Here is a 19,754-nt window from a genome sequence, read left to right on the forward strand (position 1 = left end):
GGGGCTGGAGCTTCGATGACCACGTCCTATCCCTTGTCACCCGAGCTGGCTGAATTTGTCGCGGTGACCCTCAGCTTTCCCGCTACCGAACCTGATATCAGCGGCATGCGTAACGCTTATTCACGCATGTGCCGAGCGTTCACGCCTGCGCATCCTGTCGGCCTTGAGGTGTCAGACTTTTCCATCGCCGATGTCCCTGTGCGTCTGTATCGGCCTGCCGGAGTTGTGCGAGAAGAACCTGCGCCCTGTGTGATTTATCTACACGGCGGTGGTTGGGTGGTGGGTGATCTGGACTCACATGATTTCTTGACCGCACCCCTGGCGGTGGACTTAAAGGCAGTGGTGATTGCCGTGGATTACCGGCTGGCACCGGAGTTTCCGTTCCCGGCGGCGTTCGATGATTGCCTGGCGGTATGGCGCAGGGTGAAGGCGCAGGCAGAGGGGCTTGGGATTGATCCGCAGCGCATGGCCATTGCCGGTGACAGTGCGGGCGGCAATCTGGCAGCGGCGGTGTGCCTGGCGTTACGCGATGCCGGTGAAGCTCAGCCGTTGGGCCAGGCGCTGATTTATCCGGGGTTGGGTGGCGCCTCGACGCTTGCGTCACGCAGCGAATGTGCGGATGCACCGTTGCTCAGTAACAATGATCTGGAGTGCTATCGGGCGTTGTACTTGAGTCGCCGCGAGCAGGAAAAATCACCGTATGCGATGCCGTTGATGGCGACTGACTTTAGTGCTCTGGCCCCGGCCTTTATCGCGGTGGCGCAGTTCGATCCGCTGCGTGACGACGGTGAGTGTTACCACCGAGCGCTGACGGAGGCGGGCGTGGCAAGCCGCTTTTATCCGGGGCTGGGGTTGGTGCATGGCTGCCTTCGCGCCAAAGGGCAGGCGGCAGAAGTTGATGCTCTGTACAAAGCATTGGTTGGCGCATTACGGGGCTTCTTGTAGGAGCTGCCGTAGGCTGCGATCGGCTGCGCAGCAGTCGTTTGTGTACGACATGTTTGAAGGCCGTTCCGACCTTATCGCAGCCTTCGGTCCCACATAGGTTCGGCGACGGCTTACGCAGACTTCTTGTTCTGCTCTTCGACGATATCGCGCATCCGATCGCGCTTGGCCAGGGTTGGGAACAGTTTGTACCAGCTTGCGGTCACGATCAGGGTGCCAACGCCGCCGAGCACCACCGCCGGGACGGTGCCAAACAAGTGAGCGGTGAGCCCCGATTCGAATTCGCCCAACTGATTCGATGCGCCGATGAACAAGCCATTGACCGCACTGACCCGACCACGCATTTCGTCCGGGGTTTCCAGCTGCACGAACGAACCGCGAATTACCATGCTGATCATGTCTGCCGCGCCGAGCACCACCAACACCGCCAGGGAAAACCAGAATGAAGTCGACAGGCCAAAGGCGATGGTCGCGACGCCGAAGATCGCAACGGCGGTAAACATCACCCGGCCGACATTACGATCAATCGCGAAGCGCGCCAGCCAGAACGACATCAACAGCGCGCCCACCGCAGGCGCCGAACGCAACAGACCCAAGCCCCACGGGCCAGTCAGCAATATATCTTTGGCGAATACCGGCAGCAGTGCGGTCGCGCCACCCAGCAGCACAGCAAATAGATCCAGCGAAATCGCGCCGAGGATGTCCGGGCGGCTGCGGATAAAGCGAATCCCGGCCAACAGTGAGTCGAGGGTCGCCTTGTTTTTGTTCACTGGCGCTTGTCGTGCCGGCAGGTTGAGCATCAGCGCACAGGCGATGACATACAGCAGCACGGTAGGGCCATAGACCCAGCTACTGCCGAAGGCATAGAGAAAACCGCCCAGTGCCGGGGCAATGATGGTCGCCGATTGCTGCGCCGACTGCGCCGCCGCCAAGGCCCGTGGGAAAAGGTCATTGGGTACGATGGATGGCAGCAGTGCCTGGGTGGTGGGCATTTCGAAGGCGCGGGAAGCGCCGAGCACGAAGGACAGGATGAAAATCATTTCTGGGGTCACGGTCCCGGTGCTGCTGGTGATGACCAACACCAGCGCGATCAGCGCCTGAACCGCCTGACAGATCGCAGCGACTTTTCGTCGGTCGTAGCGGTCAGCCACATGCCCGGTGTGCAACATGAACAGCACGCGAGGGATGAACTGGACCAGCCCTACGAGGCCCAAATCCATGACATTGCCGGTCAACTGGTAAATGTTCCAGCCGATGGCTACCGTCAGCATCTGGAAGCCGCTGGCAGTGAAAATTCGCGCGAACCAAAAGGCGACGAACGGTCGATGATTGCGCAACATCGTAGGTGCTTGATTCGACATAGGAAAAGCGGTCTCGACAGGGATACGCGAGATTACCACGAGCTTTGTAACATTTCTTTGCGACGATAGTGGGCAGGCGCCCCGTTTCGGCTGAAAAAATTGCGCATATTAAAATCGCGCAATCTGTACCAATATCCCCTGCGAGGCGTCTGTAAAGGGGGTGAGGCAACACGTCACGCGACAATCAACCACACAGTTCAACCCTTGAAATGGGTCTACTCTTTCAGCGGTAGTTGATCTGCAGCAAGGTCCTTTTTGCCTTGCTTGTGCACAAATCCCTACGCAGCGAAATTATTACAGAACAATTCCAACACGCAGCACTCCATAACCGTGGGGTCCGTTGGTGCTGACCTGAAGTCAGTGGCCGGTATCACTTGATAGAGGTAGACCTATGTTCGGTTTGGAGGCAATTGATCTCGCCCGAATTCAGTTCGCATTCACCATCTCGTTTCACATCCTGTTCCCTGCCATCACCATCGGTCTGGCAAGTTATCTGGCCGTGCTGGAAGGTTTGTGGCTGAAAACGCACAACGATGTGTACCGTGACCTGTATCACTTCTGGTCGAAGATTTTTGCCGTCAACTTCGGCATGGGCGTGGTGTCCGGGTTGGTCATGGCCTATCAGTTCGGCACCAACTGGAGTCGCTTTTCCGACTTCGCCGGCTCGGTCACGGGACCGTTGCTGACCTATGAAGTACTGACTGCCTTCTTCCTTGAAGCCGGTTTCCTCGGCGTCATGTTGTTCGGCTGGAACAAGGTCGGGCGCAACTTGCACTTCTTCGCGACCGTGATGGTCGCCATCGGCACCTTGATTTCGACTTTCTGGATTCTCGCCTCCAACAGCTGGATGCAGACCCCGCAGGGTTATGAAATCGTCAACGGGCAGGTCATTCCCGTGGACTGGCTGGCGGTGATTTTCAACCCGTCGTTCCCGTACCGGTTAGCGCACATGGCCACGGCGGCCTTCGTTGCCACGGCATTTTTCGTAGGCTCCTCGGCAGCCTGGCATTTACTTCGTGGGCGTGACACGCCGCAAATCCGCACCATGCTCTCGATGGCGATGTGGATGGCGCTGATCGTTGCACCGATTCAAATCGTCATCGGTGACTTTCACGGGCTGAACACCCTCAAGCATCAACCGGCAAAAATCGCGGCCATCGAAGGCCACTGGGAAAATATCGGTGACGAACCGACCCCGCTGATTTTATTCGGCTGGCCCGACATGAAAGAGGAAAAGACCAAATTCTCGCTGGAGGTGCCTTACCTGGGCAGCCTGATTCTCACTCACTCGCTGACCGAGCAAGTGCCGGCGTTGAAGAGCTTCAAGCCAGAAGATCGACCGAATTCGACCATTGTGTTCTGGTCGTTTCGGGTCATGGCCGGTCTGGGTTTCCTGATGGTGTTCACCGGTTTGTGGAGTCTGTGGCTGCGTTCGCGCAACAAGCTCTACCAGTCACGAGCGTTCCTGTACCTGGCGTTGTGGATGGGGCCATCGGGTTTGATCGCGATACTGGCCGGCTGGTTCACCACTGAAATCGGCCGTCAGCCTTGGGTCGTCTATGGCCTGATGCGTACCGCCGATGCTTCTTCCGGGCACAGTTTCGCGCAGATGAGCCTGACCCTGGTGTTGTTCGTCGTGGTGTATTTCCTGCTGTTCGGTACGGGTCTGGGCTACATGATGCGCCTGGTGCGTAAAGGCCCGATCCCTGACGAAGGCAAGGGACAGCACGATGGTGGACCCGGCCAGAAACGTACGCCTGCACGTCCTCTCTCCGCCGCCGAAGACGGCGCCGAAGACGGCCATGGTCACGACAGCCTGAGCAAGGGGAACTGAGTCATGGGTATTGATCTTCCGCTGATTTGGGCCGTCATCATCATCTTCGGCATCATGATGTACGTGGTGATGGACGGCTTCGACCTGGGCATCGGCATTCTCTTTCCGTTCGTCAAGGGCGAGTCCGACCGCGATGTCATGATGAACACCGTGGCGCCCGTATGGGACGGTAACGAAACCTGGCTGGTGCTGGGGGGCGCTGCATTGTTCGGTGCCTTCCCGCTGGCCTATTCGGTAGTGTTGTCGGCGTTGTACCTGCCATTGATTTTCATGCTGATCGGTCTGATTTTTCGCGGCGTGGCTTTCGAGTTCCGCTTCAAGGCCAGAGACGAAGCGCGTCACTGGTGGGACAAGGCGTTCATCGGTGGTTCGGTGGCCGCGACGTTCTTCCAGGGCGTGGCGCTGGGGGCGTTCATCGACGGCATTCCCGTGGTCAACCGGCAGTTCGCCGGCGGCTCGCTGGACTGGCTGACGCCGTTCACGATGTTCTGCGGCGTCGCACTGGTGGTGGCCTACGCACTGTTGGGCTGCACCTGGCTGATCATGAAAACCGAAGGCCGCTTGCAACTGCAGATGCACGATCTGGCGCGGCCATTGGCGCTGGTAGTGTTGGCTGTGACCGGTATCGTCAGCATCTGGACGCCGTTGGCCCACCCTGAAATCGCGCATCGCTGGTTCAGCCTGCCGAACCTGTTCTGGTTCTTGCCGGTACCGATTCTGGTGTTAGTGACCATGTATGGCTTGCTGCGGGCTGTCGCACGTAACGCTAATTACACGCCGTTCCTGCTGACCCTGGTACTGATCTTCCTTGGCTACAGCGGTTTGGGCATCAGCCTGTGGCCGCACATCGTGCCGCCGTCGGTGACTATCTGGGACGCCGCCGCGCCGCCGCAGAGCCAGGGCTTCATGCTGGTGGGTACGTTGTTCATCATCCCGTTCATCCTGGGTTACACCTTCTGGAGCTATTACGTGTTCCGCGGCAAGGTCACCCATGAAGACGGCTACCACTAGTGCGCGAGCTCCGGCCTTCGGGTCGGAGTTTTTATTGAGGAGAGATGACGATGGCAGTAAAAAATTCTTCCCGACTCGAACCCGATCCGGCGTTGAAAACCCCGTTCTGGCAACGCGTGGCCTGGCTGGCAGCGATCTACGTCGGCAGCGTGACGGCGCTGGGGATCGCGGCCTACGGGATGCGGTTGTTCATGAATGCAGCGGGCTTGACCACGCACTGAATTCAACACCTGTAGGAGCGGGCTTGTCGGATCGCCGCACCGCCGCGATGATGGTTTGTCAGATATACCGCGATCGCGGGCAAGCCCGCTCCTACAGTGTTGGTGTTACTTGCGCGCTTTCAAAATCACAAACTTCGGCGTCGCTGCAACCTGCTCCACGCCCCTGAACAACCGCGCCAATTTGGTGTGGTAACCCAAATGGCGGTTGCCGACGATGTACAGCGCACCTCCGGTCACCAAGGCCTCCCGTGCCTGCTGGAACATCCGCCAGGCCAGAAAGTCACCGACCACTTGTTGCTGATGGAAGGGCGGATTGCACAGCACGACATCCAGTGAATCAGCTTCTTGCCCCGCCAGACCATCACCTGCGCGCACGATTACTTCGCGCTCGCCCAACGCCGCCAGCCAGTTTTCACGGGCGGATTGCACTGACATGAACGACTCATCGACCATCGTGTACTGCGCCTGGGGGTTGGCCAGTGCGCTGGCAATCGCCAGCACGCCGTTGCCGCAACCCAGGTCCGCGACGCGCGCTGAGCCCAGGTTGTTGGGCAAGTGTGGCAAGAAGGCGCGGGTGCCGATGTCCAGGCCTTCGCGGCAGAACACGTTGGCGTGGTTAAGCAGTTCGATGTTGGGTTGATCGAGGGTGTAGCGCGTCGGGTAAGGCGAAGGCTGCACGGCTCTGGCTTCGGGCGTGGCGAACAACAAACGGGCTTTTTTCAGTGCCAGCGAGGCCTGCACCGGGCCGACATATTCCTCCAGCAAGTCACCTGCGGCACGCGGCAGGTGCTTGACCATCGCCGCCGCCACCACCCGGGCCCCCGGCGCCAGTTGGCCTTGCAGGCGGATCAGTTGTTCTTCCAGCAACGCCAGCGTCTTCGGTACACGAATCAATACCCAGTCGAACGGACCCGTCAACGGCTCGCTCGCCGGGATCACCGGCACCGCATCGAAGGCCTGACCATTGCGCACCAGATTTTTCTCCAGCGCTTGGGCGGCCAGGAACGAATCGCTGCTGCTGATCACTGTTGCATGGCTGGCCAGGCTGGCGGCCAATGCACCAAAGCTGTCGTTGAGTACCAGGACGCGGGTGGTCAGCGTCAGGCCCTGTTCCGCCACGTGGCTAAGCAGGTATTCATCGGCCGCGTCGAACGCCTGCAAGGGCTCGTTCGGTTGATCAGGCTGGCGGATGAGATCGAGCTGAGCGAAAGGGCTGGTGAGCAGGGGCATGGGCAAGAAAACTCTGGGCTTCGGCATTTATTGCGCAAGTCTCGGATAATGCGGGACTCGCAGAGATTGCCGATTTTACGTGCTTTTGCGCCTCTGCTGCTGCTTTTCCGTACGCGGCCTTCAGAGCGCGCCACTCAAGATGGCCTGGACCACGGCCGAGGTTTTATTGGTCGCGCCGGTTTTTCTGATCGCATTGCCGATATGAAAATTGATCGTGCGCTCTTTCAAATTGAGGATGGTGCCGATGTCCTCTGCGGTCTTGCCCTCGGCCGACCATTTGAGGACTTCGGTTTCTCTGTTCGACAGCGGCGCACGCTGCACTGGCGTCACTTCGCTCAATAAGCGCTCAGCCATCAAGGCATGCAGCAGGTTGCACAACCACAGGATCTGCGCGGCTTTTTCAAAATATTCGACCGAGGAAATGACTTCATGGCTGCGGGCCAGGGTCAGCATGCTTTCGACACCGCGGCTATCGTGGGTCGACTGCGCCCAGCCTTGGCGCAACCCATACGAGCGTGCGTGCTCCCAGAACTCCGGCGTGTCGGCGAACAACTCATCGGACCACAACACCGGCAAAACCGAGCAGTGACAACGTTTTACGCTGGGGTCAATGTCGAGGTAGTGCTGCGCCTGGTACTCGGCTTGCCATTGATCCGGGTAGTTACTGTGCATGATCAGGCGAGGGCGAGGCATCGACAGTTGGGTGCGAATACCGAATGAGCAGTAGTCGAAACCCAGGTGGACGATAAGTCCCAGTGCGTTTTGATAGAGAAGTTGCTCGTCTTTGATCAGCATTAATTCCTGTAGTTGATCGGCTTTCCAGTTTTCCATGGCGAGCGTCCGTACTCGAAATAGGTCTGAGTCAGTATAGAGAAGTGCCTCCTTGAGCAAAGGTCCCCAAGGCCTTAATCAGACGCATGACAGGGTTTGTTGCTATAAGCCAAAGAGTGAAATGCTCTAGGTGTGGGCTGGCTCAAGCCGTCGCGATGCTTTATTTTTTGACGAAGTACCCGCGCTTTAAACGAATCGGAATTCGTCATTCATTCAAGGAAGATCGCCATGCGCATCAGTGCGTACACCCTCTCGCACATACCGTCCGAACTGTTCATTGCCTTGGGTCATTATCGGCGCAAGGTCTTCATCGAGCTATTGGGCTGGGATCTGGCACAAGACAGCGGCCTGGAGCTGGATCAGTTCGACTCGGTCCATACTGTTTACCTGATTGCCCAGGATGACAGCGGGTCGATCGTCGGCTGCGCTCGCTTGCTGCCCACCACCCGGCCTTATCTGCTGAGTACGATTTTTCCGCAACTTATGAAGGGCGATGAATTGCCTGGCGCTGCGGATGTCTGGGAACTGTCACGTTTTGCCGCGCTGGACCTGCGTCATGGCGGTGCGCTGCGCGTCGATCCGTTTTCTGCACCGCTGGCGGTCGAACTGCTGCAGGCGGCGCTGCACTACGCCGCCGAGCATGAGGTCAGGCAACTGGTCGCGGTGAGCCCGGTCGGAGTCGAGACGTTGCTCCATCGAGCCGGCTTTCAGGCGCGCAGGACCGGGACTGTGCAGGTGGTTAACGGGCATCGCCTGATGGCGTGTCGAATCGATACGCAGCCGTCTGCGACCTGGAAAAACCGGCATGTGGGTGACCAATTGCACCCTGGTCAGTGGGCGTGAGCCGCTATGCCACTACAAACCGGCGGTGTTTATCGACATCACTTTGCGGGACACTGAGCGCATCTTTTCATTGCGACAGGAGCGCCCATGACCGCCAGCGCAGAGAAATTCACGCGCCAGACCCTGCTCGATGTCACACCGCTGACGCCGAGCTTGTTCACCTTGCGCACCACGCGCGACCCAGGCTTTCGCTTCCAGGCAGGGCAGTTCGCACGGTTGGGCGTGACCAAGGCTGACGGCAGTGTCGTATGGCGGGCGTACTCCATGGTGTCATCGCCTTATGACGAATTTCTGGAGTTCTTCTCCATCGTGGTGCCCGACGGCGAGTTCACCAGTGAGCTGAGTCGACTGCGCGAAGGCGACACACTGCTGGTCGATCGCCAGGCCTTTGGCTACCTGACGCTGGATCGTTTTGTCGATGGGCGTGATCTGTGGTTGTTGTCCACAGGGACTGGCGTCGCGCCGTTCCTGTCGATCCTGCAGGACTTTGAGGTGTGGGAAAAATTCGAGCGCATCGTTTTGGTTTACAGCGCTCGCGAGGCGAAGGAGCTGGCCTATCAGGCGTTGATAGCAGGCTTGGCCGAGCGCGATTACTTGGCCGAACACGCTCATAAATTGCTGTATCTGCCGACGGTCACTCGCGAGCAGCATCCGGGCGCACTCACAGGACGCATCACTCAGTTGATTGACAGCGGCGAGCTCGAGCAGGCTGCGGGGCTGGAGATCAGCCCGGAACACTCTCGGGTCATGATCTGCGGCAATCCACAGATGATTGATGACACTCGCGCACTGCTCAAACGACGCGAGCTGCGGCTAAGCCTGAGTCGCAAACCGGGGCAGGTGGCGGTGGAGAATTATTGGTAAGGCGACAGACCTGACACACCACGTCAGGCCAATCGTCACCGTCGGATCATCCCAGTCGGGTCGGGTCTGCTGCCAGGCTTTCCAGGTTCTTGCCGTTCTGAACCTTCAACAGGTCACGAATCTCGGTCAGCAACAGCTCTTCCGGCGTCGGTGCCGGTGGCAGGGTTGGGGCTACTGCCTCCTCACGCTTCAGTTTATTGATCGCTTTGACGCCCATAAAAATCGCGAACGCGATGATGATGAAGTCGATGATCGACTGAATGAACTTGCCATACGACAGCAACACGGCAGGCACAGCGCCTTGGGCGGGGCGCAGGACGACGTTCAGGTCTGCGAAATCCACGCCACCGATCAACAGCCCTATGGGCGGCATGATCACGTCGCCGACGAACGACGAAACGATTTTTCCGAAGGCCGCGCCAATGATGATACCGACAGCCATGTCGACCACGTTGCCTTTGACGGCGAAGGCCTTGAACTCGCTTAGTACGCTCATAGGTTATTCCTTGTTACAGATGAGTGGATCAGGGCAGTGTAATTCAGCTATAGCGATTGCGCTTTGAGACCAGTCAATCGACCCATGCTGGCGCGTTAAGTTTTATCAAGCTGTCTATTCTGCCGCTCGCCGCGTTCAGCCTCGCAGCCGCACCAACCTACGTTATGATTGCCCCCTTTTAAGACTGGGGTGGTTATGGCCAAGGCTAAGCGCATGTACGGCTGTACCGAGTGCGGTGCGACTTTTCCGAAATGGGCAGGGCAGTGCAGTGAATGTAACGCCTGGAACACCCTGGTCGAAACCATGTTGGAAAGTGGTGCCGCTGCCGCGCCCAGCGGCCGTACCGGCTGGACCGGGCAGCAAGCGCAGATCAGGACCCTGGCCGAAGTCAGCGTCGAGGAAGTCCCGCGCTTCACCACCAACTCCACTGAGCTGGATCGCGTGTTGGGCGGTGGTCTGGTGGATGGCTCGGTGGTGCTGATTGGCGGTGATCCCGGCATCGGTAAATCCACCATTCTGCTGCAAACCCTGTGCGCCCTGGCGGAGCAAATGTCAGCGCTGTATGTCACCGGTGAAGAATCGCAACAGCAGGTCGCCATGCGCGCCCGGCGTCTGGGATTGCCGCAGGACAAACTTCGGGTGATGACCGAGACCTGTATTGAAACCATCATCGCCACGGCAAAGGTCGAGAGACCTAGGGTCATGGTGATCGACTCGATCCAGACCATCTTCACCGAACAACTGCAATCGGCGCCGGGCGGTGTCTCGCAAGTGCGCGAAAGTGCCGCCTTGCTGGTGCGCTATGCCAAGCAAAGCGGCACGGCGATCTTCCTGGTCGGCCACGTCACCAAGGAAGGCGCACTGGCGGGGCCGCGCGTGCTTGAGCACATGGTCGACACCGTGCTGTATTTCGAAGGTGAATCCGACGGCCGTCTGCGCTTGTTGCGTGCTGTGAAAAACCGCTTCGGTGCGGTCAACGAGTTGGGCGTGTTCGGCATGACCGACAAAGGCCTGAAAGAAGTCTCCAACCCCTCGGCGATTTTTCTGACTCGAGCCCAGGAAGAAGTCCCGGGCAGTGTGGTGATGGCGACGTGGGAAGGGACTCGGCCAATGCTGGTTGAAGTTCAGGCATTGGTGGATGACAGCCATCTGGCTAATCCGCGTCGAGTGACGCTGGGCTTGGATCAGAATCGGTTGGCAATGCTACTGGCTGTCCTGCATCGACATGGCGGTATTCCGACCCATGATCAGGACGTGTTTCTGAACGTGGTCGGCGGGGTGAAAGTCCTCGAAACCGCCTCCGATCTCGCGCTGATGGCCGCCGTCATGTCCAGCTTGCGCAACCGCCCATTGCCCCACGACTTGCTGGTGTTTGGCGAGGTCGGCCTATCGGGTGAGGTACGCCCGGTCCCTAGTGGCCAGGAACGCCTGAAAGAAGCGGCGAAACATGGTTTTAAACGGGCCATCGTGCCTAAAGGCAACGCGCCGAAAGAGGCGCCTGCGGGTTTGCAGATTATTGCGGTGACCAGGCTGGAACAGGCGTTGGATGCGTTGTTTGAGTAAGTAGCGATTGATATCGAAGTCATTGCCTCATAGCAGTTCGGTTTTCCGGCGTCGACGCACGTAAAATCGCTATCGCCGGCAAGCCGGGCTGCTACGGGTGGGGATCGCCTACAAAAAAGTGGTCATCCCACCTGCTGCAACGGGATAAACGTGTAGGCCCCCACCCCGCCCTGAACCGTTCTTGCGCCTTCGCTCAGGAGCTGACCCGCAACGATCTCGTTTGACAGCTGAAACCCCCAATCCCCGACATCTCCCGCTTCGGCTTTCTGTTCGCAAATCAGCCGCGCCGCCTCGGCAAACGCAGACATATCAGGCAGGTAAGTCGCAAAGCCGTCGCCTTTCAACGCGGTGGTCCGTATTCCCAGCAGCGCGCAGATGGCTTCTTTAGCGGCGATGTCTTCGCGGTCGGCCTGGCGTGAGCGGTCGATCAGGTCCTTGAGTTCAAGGTCGACCAATTGACTGCCGATGATCAGCTCCGGGCCTTCTTCCCACGCGTGGGGAGGGCAGTCTTTGGCGGCAGGTCGCAGTGGGATATGGGGGTTGATTTCCATCGGATAGATGCGACACACCAACGGGCGTCTTTCGTAGATGCCGCACAGGTCGTCCGCCCGCAGGTTATGGCAGGGGCCGGAATTGTAGGCTGCGAAGGTGATGGCGATGTAAGCCCGGGTTTTGCCACTGCTGATCAACACCGAGCGACGCTGCGCATGTTCCAGCTGCGCAGGCGGCACGCCATAACCGTTCTCGAGAAAGGCCTCCACCAACACGATGACCGTTCCACCATCGGCAGCCCATTGTCTGGATTCACTGAGGGTGAGCGGAACATGATGGTCATTGCAGCATTTACCGCATCCAACGCATGAGAATCGGGTGTCAGTCACGGAGTGGCCTGCTCGAATTATTGTTAGAAAGAGGGTCGCCATGCCTGGCCGCCCTAAAGAAATAATGCGCAGCAGTGTAGGCGTGGTGACGTAACAAAACCGTTACGCAGAGTTCAATTAATTGTGATAACTACCGGTTCTAGCAGTTTTTCTGGTCTACCGAGACCTCATAAAAAATCTATCGATTTCAATAGGTTAGAAACCTTCAAAAAAATAGAATAAATCAATAAATTGACGCCACAAAGACGTCAATTTACCATTGGTGGCATATTGATACTGATGGCCTGTTGATGTCGTTCTGCGCAGTCGATTCGCCCTCGAATCACTTCCCTCAGCGGTGCATTGTTACGCCGTTCAAATCGCTGTTTTGTTTACCCGCCACGGCTCATTGCCGGAATCGGATTTGGCCTTCAAGGAGATTCATGTGAAACACACCACACGACTGCTGTTACTGGGCGCGCTCCCGGTGGCACTCGGGCTGCTGGCTGGCTGCGCGGCTACCGAAAGCTCCCGAGCGTTGCCGGTGGCGCAAGTTGAAAGCGCCAGTTATGCCTATAACGGCACGCGTACGCCGATGGCTGTCGGCAAGTTCGACAACCGCTCAAGTTACATGCGCGGGATTTTCTCTGATGGCGTCGACCGTCTTGGGGGCCAGGCCAAGACCATCCTCATCACCCATATGCAGCAGAGCAACCACTTCAATGTGCTTGATCGCGACAACATGGGCGAAATTCAGCAGGAAGCGGCAATCAAGGGCCAGGCCCAACACTTGAAGGGTGCGGACTACGTTGTGACCGGCGACGTGACCGAGTTTGGCCGCAAAGAAACGGGTGATCATCAATTGTTCGGCCTGCTCGGTCGTGGCAAGTCACAAGTGGCTTACGCCAAGGTCGCGCTGAATATCGTCAATATCACCACCTCTGAAGTGGTCTACGCGACCCAGGGCGCGGGTGAGTACGAACTGTCGAACCGCGAGATTGTTGGCTTCGGCGGCACTGCCAGCTATGACTCGACGTTGAACGGCAAGGTGCTCGACCTGGCCATGCGCGAGGCCGTGAACAACATGGTCCACGCGCTCGACAGCGGTGTCTGGAAACCGGGCAACCATTAATCTGCGACAACAAGGATGAAGTTGATGAGCAAGATGTTTATGTCGTTGCGGGTCGTAACGGCCGTTGCGTTGGGCAGTGCATTTTTGGCGGGTTGCGCTCAGCAGCCGAAGACGTTGTATCAGTGGGAAGGCTACGAGCCGCAGGTCTATCAGTACTTTGAAGGGGAATCCAAGGAAGCCCAGATCATTGCGCTGGAGGGTGACCTGCAGAAGATTCGCTCGACGAATCGTCTCGCTCCGCCGGGTTATCACGCGCAACTGGGGCTGCTGTACCTGAGCGCCGGCAGAGACGATCAGATGGTCCAGGAATTCAATACCGAGAAGACGCTGTTTCCAGAGTCCACGGCCTATATGGATTTCCTGCTGAAAAACGCGAAGAAGGGAAGCTAAGTGATGTCGAAGTTGTTGAAGTTGTGCGTGGGCATCATGGTTCTGGCCTTGTTCGCAGGCTGTGCGGCGAAGAAAACCACCGATTACTCGGCGTTTAAACAAAGCCGGCCGCGCAGCATCGTGGTGTTACCGCCGGTGAACGAATCGCCGGATGTGAAGGCGACCTACAGCGTGTTGTCGCAGATTAGTTTCCCGCTCGCCGAAGCCGGTTACTACGTGATGCCAGTGGCGTTGGTTGACGAGACGTTCCGCCAGAACGGCCTGACCACGCCGAATGATATTGCTCAGGTACCGGCCGCGAAGCTGCACGAGATCTTTGGCGCGGACGCCGCGCTGTACATTTCGGTGTCGCAGTACGGCACCAAGTACATCGTGATCGGCAGTCAGACCGTGGTAACAGTCAGCGCCAAGCTGGTGGATTTGAAGAGCGGCGCCGCCCTGTGGACCGGCACAGCGTCTGCCGCCAGCGACGAAGGCAATAACAATAGTGGCGGTGGGTTGGTCGGTATTCTGATTACAGCGGCGGTCAAGCAGATCATCAACACTGCCACGGATGCCAGCCATCCAGTTGCCGGTCTTGCCAGCAATCGCCTGCTGTCTGCCGGGCATAACGCCGGCCTGCTCTACGGGCCGCGTTCGCCAAAATACGGTACGGACTAAATCCCCTGCTGAGGGTTGAGGGACGGGCGTTGCGCCTGTGCCTCAACCTTCCACTAACGCCCGCATTTCTCGCTCCAACTCCTGCATATCCCCCAGATTCAACTCGATCAAACGCCGAAGATGGCTGATTGAGTCCAGACCGATGTGCAAACAGACAAACCCCAACTGCCCGTTCTGCTCATGGCTGAGTTGCACGTCCATTCGCACGTCGACGTCGTCGCTGAGCTGTATATCGACCTCAAAGGGCAGTTCGGGATTGCCGTGCCACGGCTCCGGACGCTGGATCAGCAGGCCTTTGAGTGACAAGTCGACCAGTTGCACAGACCAGTGATTCTGGCCTTGGCTAAGCTCGGTTTTGGCGTCGAAGGCGATTCGTTTAAACCGTCGGCGATCTGCGTGTGATTCGGTCATGATTTCACCCTCTGGAGCCCTGACTATAGGTCATAAGTAGACCCCTACCTATCGGCATTGATTCCTCTTTGTTGAGGGTAAAGTGTTCCTTGCCCAGGATTGACAAAACCCCGGTCTCGACTATCGAAGGGGGTGGTCTTTCACGCTGACAGGTCTAAACTCGAAGGGCAGTTCTTCTAGTCCATTCAGCTGGAAAATAAAAAAAATGAAAAACAATAATAGCCTGCTGCGTCACGTTCCCTGGTTGGTCCTCGCCGTTGTCGGGGCCGCTGCGTTGGGTGTTGTGGCTTTACGCCGCGGAGAGTCGATTAGTGCTCTGTGGATCGTCGTTGCAGCCATTGCCATCTATCTGGTCGCTTATCGTTATTACAGTCTGTTTATCGCAACTAAGGTGATGCAACTGGACCCTAACCGCGCCACGCCGGCGGTCATCAATAACGACGGTCTGGACTATGTGCCGACCAACAAACATATCCTTTTCGGTCACCATTTTGCGGCCATCGCTGGTGCAGGCCCGTTGGTCGGCCCCGTGCTCGCAGCGCAGATGGGTTATCTGCCCGGCACGCTGTGGCTGATTGCCGGTGTAGTGTTCGCCGGTGCAGTACAGGACTTCATGATCCTGTTCCTCTCCACGCGTCGCAACGGCCGCTCGCTGGGCGAAATGGTACGTGAGGAAATGGGCAACATTCCGGGTTCAATCGCTCTGTTTGGCTGCTTCCTGATCATGATCATCATCCTCGCGGTGCTGGCGCTGATTGTGGTCAAAGCGCTGGCGGGCAGCCCGTGGGGCATGTTCACCGTGCTGGCGACGATTCCGGTGGCGATGTTCATGGGCATTTACATGCGCTACATCCGTCCGGGGCGCATCGGCGAAATCTCGCTGGTCGGGGTCATTCTGTTGCTGGCGGCGATTTGGTTCGGTGGGCAGATTGCTGCTGATCCGGTCTGGGCAAAGGCGTTTACCTTTACCGGCATTCAGATCACCTGGATGTTGGTCGGCTACGGTTTCGTCGCCTCGGTACTGCCAGTCTGGCTGTTGCTGGCGCCACGTGACTACCTGTCCACGTTCCTGAAAATCGGCACCATCATCGCGCTGGCGATTGGCATCCTGATCGTTTCGCCTCAATTGAAAATGCCGGCCCTGACCCAGTTCGTCGATGGCACCGGCCCGGTCTGGAAAGGTGCGCTGTTCCCATTCCTGTTCATCACCATCGCCTGTGGTGCGGTCTCGGGTTTCCACGCGCTGATCTCGTCGGGTACTACGCCGAAACTACTGGATAACGAAGCCAACTCTCGTTACATCGGCTACGGCGCGATGTTAATGGAGTCGTTCGTCGCCATCATGGCGATGGTCGCGGCCTCGGTTATTGATCCGGGCGTGTACTTCGCCATGAACAGCCCTGCGGCGATTGTTGGTTCCGATCCGGTTGCTGTGGCGCAAACCATCAGCAGTTGGGGCTTTGCGCTGACTCCTGACACGCTGATCGCCGTGGCCAAGGACATTGGTGAAACCACCGTTCTGGCGCGTGCCGGCGGTGCGCCAACGTTGGCGGTGGGTATTGCGCAGATCCTGCACCAGGTATTGCCAGGCAAAGACACCATGGCTTTCTGGTATCACTTCGCCATTCTGTTTGAAGCCTTGTTCATCCTGACTGCGGTTGACGCCGGGACCCGTGCCGGTCGTTTCATGCTGCAAGATTTGCTCGGCACCATGGTGCCGTCACTCAAGCGTACTGAATCCTGGACCGCCAACCTGATCGCCACCGGCGGTTGCGTGGCGATGTGGGGCTACCTGCTGTACCAAGGCGTGATCGACCCACTGGGCGGGATCAACACCTTGTGGCCGCTGTTCGGTATCTCCAACCAGATGCTCGCCGGTATCGCGCTGATGCTCGCTACCGTGGTTCTGATCAAAATGAAACGCCAACGCTACATCTGGGTGCCGCTGTTGCCAGCAGTCTGGTTGCTGGTGTGCACTACCATGGCCGGCTATATCAAACTGTTCGACCCGAGCCCGGCCGTTGGTTTCCTGGCCTTGGCCACCAAGTACAGCACGGCGCTGGCCGCCGGTCAGGTGGTGGCTCCGGCAACCAACATTGATCAGATGCAGCATGTGATCTTCAACGCCTACACCAACGCGGTGTTGACCGGCCTGTTCCTGTTCGTGGTCTTCGCCATCCTGTTCTATGCGATCAAGGTCGGTGTTTCGGCCTGGGGCAGCAAAGACCGGACTGACAAGGAAGCGCCATTCCAGGCGTTGCCGAGTGCACGATGAGTGTGTTGATAACGGCCCTTACGGAAGGAGTTGCATATGTTCAATGACCTGAGTCGCCTCGGCAAATACCTCGGTCAGGCTGCGCGCCTGATGGTGGGCATGCCCGACTTCGACAACTACGTCGAGCACATGCAGAAGACCCACCCGGACAAGCCGGTCATGACCTACGAAGCGTTCTTTCGTGAGCGTCAGGAAAAGCGTTACGGCGGCAAGGGCGGGCCGAAGTGTTGCTGATCCATTGATCGGCGGGCTTGATTGACTCAACGCGTCACGCACTGTCGTGGCGCGTTTTTATTGGTGAACCTTTTTTGTTTCAACGGCAGGAGTACGCATGACTGTTTCGCAACCCATCCCGGTCACGGTCCTCAGTGGCTTTCTCGGTGCGGGCAAGACCACCTTGCTGCGTCATCTGCTCAAGGCCGAGCATGGCTTGAAAATCGCCGTCATCGAAAACGAATTCAGCGACGCTGGCATCGACACTCAATTGCTCGGCGCGGAGCCGGTACAGGTGATGACCCTGTCCAACGGCTGCGTGTGCTGCACCATCCATACGGACCTGACCAAAGCACTGTTTCTGCTGCTGGAGCGGCTCGACAGCGGTGAAATCGCCTTCGACCGTCTGGTGATCGAATGCACGGGCCTGGCCGATCCAGCTCCCGTGGCGCAAACCTTCTTCATCGATGAAGAGCTGCGCGAACGCTACATTCTCGACGGCATCATCACCTTGGTGGACGCTGCGCACGCGGATCAGCACCTGACTCAGACCATCGCCCAGGCGCAAATCGGGTTTGCTGATCGCTTGCTGATAAGCAAGCGAGATCTGGTGGACGACGCAGCCTTTGACGCCCTCAGCGAGCGTCTGACCCGCATCAACCGCCGCGCCGCTATCCGTACCGTCGATCACGGCAAGATCGACCTCGCCGAACTGCTGGACGTGCGCGGCTTCAACCTCAACGCCGACCTAGGCGCTGGCATGACCCTGCGCCCACTGGCGCCGAGCGGACGCTCCATCGACCGCATCAGCAGTCTGGTCCTGCGCAGTGACAAACCACTGGATCTGGATAAGCTCAGCGAGTTCATGAACGAACTGCTGGAAGACCACGGCAAACAACTGCTGCGCTACAAAGGCGTGCTCAACATTGCTGGGGAAGACCGAAAACTGGTGTTTCAAGGCGTGTTGAAACTCTACGGATTTGATTTCGACGCGGAGTGGGCAGAAGGCGAGAAGCGCGAAAGCGTGATCGTGTTTATTGCCGATGAGTTGCCGGAAGAAAAGATTCGGGCGGGGTTTGCCAAAGTCGCAATGTGACAGAAATCTCTGTAGGAGCTGCCGCAGGCTGCGATAAGGCCGGAACGGCGTTCGCGTCATCAGGCCAATCGCAGCCTTCGGCAGCTGCTACAGGTCTTCATCGCAAGCAATAAAAAGCCCGGCTCAAGAGCCGGGCTTTTTCATTACTGTACGAATTACTTGCCGTACACCGGCAGTTTCGCGCAGATGGTTTTGACTTTCGCACGAACGGCGTCGATCACCGCTTCGTTGTTCAGGTCAGCCAGGATGTCGCAGATCCAGCCAGCCAGTTCCTTGCACTCTGCTTCTTTGAAGCCGCGAGTGGTCACTGCCGGGGTGCCGAAGCGCAGGCCGGAGGTGACGAACGGGGAGCGTGGGTCGTTTGGCACGGAGTTTTTGTTCACGGTGATGAACGCGCGACCCAAGGCGGCGTCGGCGTCTTTACCGGAGATTTCCTGTTTGATCAGCGACAGCAGAAACAGGTGGTTCTCGGTACCGCCGGAGACCACGTCAAAGCCGCGTTCGATGAACACGCCGGCCATGGCCTTGGCGTTCTTCACGACTTGCTGCTGGTAAGTCTTGAACTCAGGCTGCAGGGCTTCTTTGAAGCAGACGGCCTTGGCGGCGATCACGTGCTCCAGTGGGCCACCTTGTGCGCCTGGGAACACAGCCGAGTTCAGCTTCTTCTCGATGTCGGCGTTGGCTTTGGCCAGGATCAGGCCGCCGCGGGGACCGCGCAGGGTTTTGTGCGTGGTGGTGGTGACCACGTCAGCGAACGGAACCGGATTCGGGTAAACGCCTGCAGCGACCAGACCGGCTACGTGAGCCATGTCGACGAACAGGTAAGCGCCCACCTTGTCAGCGATTTCGCGGAAGCGCGGGAAGTCCAGCACTTGCGAATAAGCGGAGAATCCCGCCACGATCATTTTTGGCTTGTGCTCGACTGCCAGACGCTCGACTTCGTCGTAGTCGATCAGGCCGTTGCCGTCGATGCCGTACTGCACGGCGTTATACAGCTTGCCCGACGAGCTGACGCTGGCACCGTGGGTCAGGTGACCGCCGTGAGCCAGGCTCATGCCCAGAATGGTGTCGCCGGCTTGCAGCAGGGCCAGGTAAACAGCGCTGTTGGCCTGGGAACCTGCGTGTGGCTGGACGTTGGCGTAATCGGCGCCGAACAGTTGCTTGGCACGGTCGATGGCCAGTTGCTCAACCACGTCGACGTATTCGCAACCGCCGTAGTAACGCTTGCCTGGATAACCTTCGGCGTACTTGTTGGTCAACACCGAACCCTGGGCTTCCATCACCGCTGGGCTGGTGTAGTTTTCCGAAGCGATCAGCTCGATGTGTTCTTCCTGGCGCTGAGCTTCTTGCTCCATCGCGGCAAAGAGATCGGAGTCGTACTTGGCGAGAGTCAAATCACGGCTGAACATGGCGGTCCTCAAGGATCGGGGGCAGAAAAGGAGGGCATTCTAACCCATAGGGTTTTATCTGGCATATGAAAGCCAGTCATGCAGGGGACAAGTGGTTTTCACTTATGTAGGA

Annotated in this window: 20 protein-coding genes; 13 read left to right on the forward strand and 7 right to left on the reverse strand. The window is 58.2% G+C overall.

What is annotated here, in order from left to right:
* The first annotated feature begins 15 nt into the window (after nt 1-15).
* Complete coding sequence (locus ACF0H7_RS02705; RefSeq protein ID WP_397451276.1) at nt 16-945, forward strand: alpha/beta hydrolase; 930 nt, start codon at nt 16-18, stop codon at nt 943-945.
* A 110-nt stretch (nt 946-1,055) separates the two neighbouring features.
* Here the strand turns inward: ACF0H7_RS02705 and ACF0H7_RS02710 are convergent, their stop codons facing one another.
* Entirely contained in the window at nt 1,056-2,303 is a 1,248-nt protein-coding gene (locus ACF0H7_RS02710; protein WP_397451277.1) for an MFS transporter, read from the reverse strand.
* Between the two features lie 391 nt (nt 2,304-2,694).
* Between ACF0H7_RS02710 and ACF0H7_RS02715 the strand changes: the two genes are divergently transcribed.
* From ACF0H7_RS02715 to ACF0H7_RS02725, 3 genes are read left to right on the forward strand one after another with little or no spacing between them, the layout of a single operon-like run.
* On the forward strand, nt 2,695-4,137 hold the full coding sequence (locus tag ACF0H7_RS02715) for a cytochrome ubiquinol oxidase subunit I (RefSeq protein WP_397451278.1): 1,443 nt from the start codon (nt 2,695-2,697) through the stop codon (nt 4,135-4,137).
* A gap of 3 nt (nt 4,138-4,140) precedes the next feature.
* Nucleotides 4,141-5,148: a cytochrome d ubiquinol oxidase subunit II gene (gene cydB / locus ACF0H7_RS02720; RefSeq protein WP_397451279.1), complete on the forward strand. Its 1,008-nt coding sequence runs from the start codon at nt 4,141-4,143 to the stop codon at nt 5,146-5,148.
* 50 nt (nt 5,149-5,198) lie between these two features.
* Nucleotides 5,199-5,369 (forward strand): DUF2474 domain-containing protein, encoded by a 171-nt coding sequence (locus ACF0H7_RS02725; protein WP_397451280.1) that lies wholly within the window; start codon nt 5,199-5,201, stop codon nt 5,367-5,369.
* Nucleotides 5,370-5,474: 105 nt separating this feature from the next.
* On the opposite strand, the gene ACF0H7_RS02730 is transcribed toward ACF0H7_RS02725, so the two are convergent.
* Together ACF0H7_RS02730 and ACF0H7_RS02735 are read right to left on the reverse strand one after the other, a co-directional pair.
* Complete coding sequence (locus ACF0H7_RS02730) at nt 5,475-6,599, reverse strand: methyltransferase (protein ID WP_397451281.1); 1,125 nt, start codon at nt 6,597-6,599, stop codon at nt 5,475-5,477.
* A gap of 120 nt (nt 6,600-6,719) precedes the next feature.
* Nucleotides 6,720-7,430: an autoinducer binding domain-containing protein gene (locus ACF0H7_RS02735; RefSeq protein ID WP_397451282.1), complete on the reverse strand. Its 711-nt coding sequence runs from the start codon at nt 7,428-7,430 to the stop codon at nt 6,720-6,722.
* A gap of 228 nt (nt 7,431-7,658) precedes the next feature.
* Between ACF0H7_RS02735 and ACF0H7_RS02740 the strand changes: the two genes are divergently transcribed.
* The gene (locus tag ACF0H7_RS02740) at nt 7,659-8,273 is read left to right on the forward strand and encodes an acyl-homoserine-lactone synthase (protein WP_397451283.1); all 615 of its coding nucleotides are present in this window, start codon (nt 7,659-7,661) and stop codon (nt 8,271-8,273) included.
* 87 nt (nt 8,274-8,360) lie between these two features.
* Nucleotides 8,361-9,137 (forward strand): ferredoxin--NADP reductase, encoded by a 777-nt coding sequence (locus ACF0H7_RS02745; RefSeq protein WP_397451284.1) that lies wholly within the window; start codon nt 8,361-8,363, stop codon nt 9,135-9,137.
* Nucleotides 9,138-9,183: 46 nt separating this feature from the next.
* Here ACF0H7_RS02745 and mscL read toward each other — a convergent pair whose 3' ends face one another.
* Entirely contained in the window at nt 9,184-9,633 is a 450-nt protein-coding gene (mscL, locus tag ACF0H7_RS02750; protein ID WP_397451285.1) for a large-conductance mechanosensitive channel protein MscL, read from the reverse strand.
* 195 nt (nt 9,634-9,828) lie between these two features.
* Between mscL and radA the strand changes: the two genes are divergently transcribed.
* Entirely contained in the window at nt 9,829-11,196 is a 1,368-nt protein-coding gene (gene radA / locus ACF0H7_RS02755) for a DNA repair protein RadA (protein WP_397451286.1), read from the forward strand.
* Nucleotides 11,197-11,318: 122 nt separating this feature from the next.
* On the opposite strand, the gene ACF0H7_RS02760 is transcribed toward radA, so the two are convergent.
* Complete coding sequence (locus ACF0H7_RS02760) at nt 11,319-12,119, reverse strand: YkgJ family cysteine cluster protein (protein WP_397451287.1); 801 nt, start codon at nt 12,117-12,119, stop codon at nt 11,319-11,321.
* Nucleotides 12,120-12,501: 382 nt separating this feature from the next.
* Between ACF0H7_RS02760 and ACF0H7_RS02765 the strand changes: the two genes are divergently transcribed.
* The 3 genes from ACF0H7_RS02765 to ACF0H7_RS02775 are packed head-to-tail and all read left to right on the forward strand — an operon-like array spanning nt 12,502 to nt 14,238.
* The gene (locus tag ACF0H7_RS02765; RefSeq protein ID WP_397451288.1) at nt 12,502-13,188 is read left to right on the forward strand and encodes a CsgG/HfaB family protein; all 687 of its coding nucleotides are present in this window, start codon (nt 12,502-12,504) and stop codon (nt 13,186-13,188) included.
* A 24-nt stretch (nt 13,189-13,212) separates the two neighbouring features.
* Nucleotides 13,213-13,578, forward strand: coding sequence for a DUF4810 domain-containing protein (locus ACF0H7_RS02770; protein WP_397451289.1), 366 nt, complete (start codon nt 13,213-13,215; stop codon nt 13,576-13,578).
* Between the two features lie 36 nt (nt 13,579-13,614).
* Nucleotides 13,615-14,238, forward strand: a complete 624-nt coding sequence (locus tag ACF0H7_RS02775) for a DUF799 domain-containing protein (RefSeq protein WP_397453810.1) — start codon at nt 13,615-13,617, stop codon at nt 14,236-14,238.
* 42 nt (nt 14,239-14,280) lie between these two features.
* Here the strand turns inward: ACF0H7_RS02775 and ACF0H7_RS02780 are convergent, their stop codons facing one another.
* Nucleotides 14,281-14,649, reverse strand: coding sequence for a PilZ domain-containing protein (locus ACF0H7_RS02780; protein WP_397451290.1), 369 nt, complete (start codon nt 14,647-14,649; stop codon nt 14,281-14,283).
* Nucleotides 14,650-14,854: 205 nt separating this feature from the next.
* Between ACF0H7_RS02780 and ACF0H7_RS02785 the strand changes: the two genes are divergently transcribed.
* From ACF0H7_RS02785 to yjiA, 3 genes are all read left to right on the forward strand, one after another.
* Nucleotides 14,855-16,924, forward strand: a complete 2,070-nt coding sequence (locus ACF0H7_RS02785; protein ID WP_397451291.1) for a carbon starvation CstA family protein — start codon at nt 14,855-14,857, stop codon at nt 16,922-16,924.
* Nucleotides 16,925-16,960: 36 nt separating this feature from the next.
* Nucleotides 16,961-17,158, forward strand: coding sequence for a YbdD/YjiX family protein (locus tag ACF0H7_RS02790; RefSeq protein ID WP_397451292.1), 198 nt, complete (start codon nt 16,961-16,963; stop codon nt 17,156-17,158).
* 97 nt (nt 17,159-17,255) lie between these two features.
* Nucleotides 17,256-18,233: a GTPase gene (gene yjiA, locus ACF0H7_RS02795; protein ID WP_397451293.1), complete on the forward strand. Its 978-nt coding sequence runs from the start codon at nt 17,256-17,258 to the stop codon at nt 18,231-18,233.
* Between the two features lie 155 nt (nt 18,234-18,388).
* Here yjiA and glyA read toward each other — a convergent pair whose 3' ends face one another.
* Complete coding sequence (gene glyA / locus ACF0H7_RS02800) at nt 18,389-19,642, reverse strand: serine hydroxymethyltransferase (protein ID WP_397451294.1); 1,254 nt, start codon at nt 19,640-19,642, stop codon at nt 18,389-18,391.
* Between the last annotated feature and the right edge of the window lie 112 nt (nt 19,643-19,754).

This window comes from Pseudomonas sp. NA-150, assembly GCF_044336365.1.
In the GTDB taxonomy this organism is placed as follows: Bacteria; Pseudomonadota; Gammaproteobacteria; order Pseudomonadales; family Pseudomonadaceae; genus Aquipseudomonas.

Bases quoted from the DNA above. Each gene is read 5' to 3' on its own strand.
- ACF0H7_RS02705 (WP_397451276.1), top strand. From the start codon at position 16: ATGACCACGTCCTATCCCTTGTCACCCGAGCTGGCTGAATTTGTCGCG.
- ACF0H7_RS02730 (WP_397451281.1), bottom strand. From the start codon at position 6,599: ATGCCCCTGCTCACCAGCCCTTTCGCTCAGCTCGATCTCATCCGCCAG.
- ACF0H7_RS02775 (WP_397453810.1), top strand. From the start codon at position 13,615: ATGGTTCTGGCCTTGTTCGCAGGCTGTGCGGCGAAGAAAACCACCGAT.
- yjiA (WP_397451293.1), top strand. From the start codon at position 17,256: ATGACTGTTTCGCAACCCATCCCGGTCACGGTCCTCAGTGGCTTTCTC.
- cydB (WP_397451279.1), top strand. From the start codon at position 4,141: ATGGGTATTGATCTTCCGCTGATTTGGGCCGTCATCATCATCTTCGGC.
- ACF0H7_RS02790 (WP_397451292.1), top strand. From the start codon at position 16,961: ATGTTCAATGACCTGAGTCGCCTCGGCAAATACCTCGGTCAGGCTGCG.
- ACF0H7_RS02780 (WP_397451290.1), bottom strand. From the start codon at position 14,649: ATGACCGAATCACACGCAGATCGCCGACGGTTTAAACGAATCGCCTTC.
- ACF0H7_RS02745 (WP_397451284.1), top strand. From the start codon at position 8,361: ATGACCGCCAGCGCAGAGAAATTCACGCGCCAGACCCTGCTCGATGTC.
- ACF0H7_RS02725 (WP_397451280.1), top strand. From the start codon at position 5,199: ATGGCAGTAAAAAATTCTTCCCGACTCGAACCCGATCCGGCGTTGAAA.
- ACF0H7_RS02740 (WP_397451283.1), top strand. From the start codon at position 7,659: ATGCGCATCAGTGCGTACACCCTCTCGCACATACCGTCCGAACTGTTC.
- ACF0H7_RS02735 (WP_397451282.1), bottom strand. From the start codon at position 7,430: ATGGAAAACTGGAAAGCCGATCAACTACAGGAATTAATGCTGATCAAA.
- ACF0H7_RS02715 (WP_397451278.1), top strand. From the start codon at position 2,695: ATGTTCGGTTTGGAGGCAATTGATCTCGCCCGAATTCAGTTCGCATTC.
- ACF0H7_RS02710 (WP_397451277.1), bottom strand. From the start codon at position 2,303: ATGTCGAATCAAGCACCTACGATGTTGCGCAATCATCGACCGTTCGTC.
- mscL (WP_397451285.1), bottom strand. From the start codon at position 9,633: ATGAGCGTACTAAGCGAGTTCAAGGCCTTCGCCGTCAAAGGCAACGTG.
- glyA (WP_397451294.1), bottom strand. From the start codon at position 19,642: ATGTTCAGCCGTGATTTGACTCTCGCCAAGTACGACTCCGATCTCTTT.
- ACF0H7_RS02770 (WP_397451289.1), top strand. From the start codon at position 13,213: ATGAGCAAGATGTTTATGTCGTTGCGGGTCGTAACGGCCGTTGCGTTG.
- ACF0H7_RS02760 (WP_397451287.1), bottom strand. From the start codon at position 12,119: ATGGCGACCCTCTTTCTAACAATAATTCGAGCAGGCCACTCCGTGACT.
- radA (WP_397451286.1), top strand. From the start codon at position 9,829: ATGGCCAAGGCTAAGCGCATGTACGGCTGTACCGAGTGCGGTGCGACT.
- ACF0H7_RS02785 (WP_397451291.1), top strand. From the start codon at position 14,855: ATGAAAAACAATAATAGCCTGCTGCGTCACGTTCCCTGGTTGGTCCTC.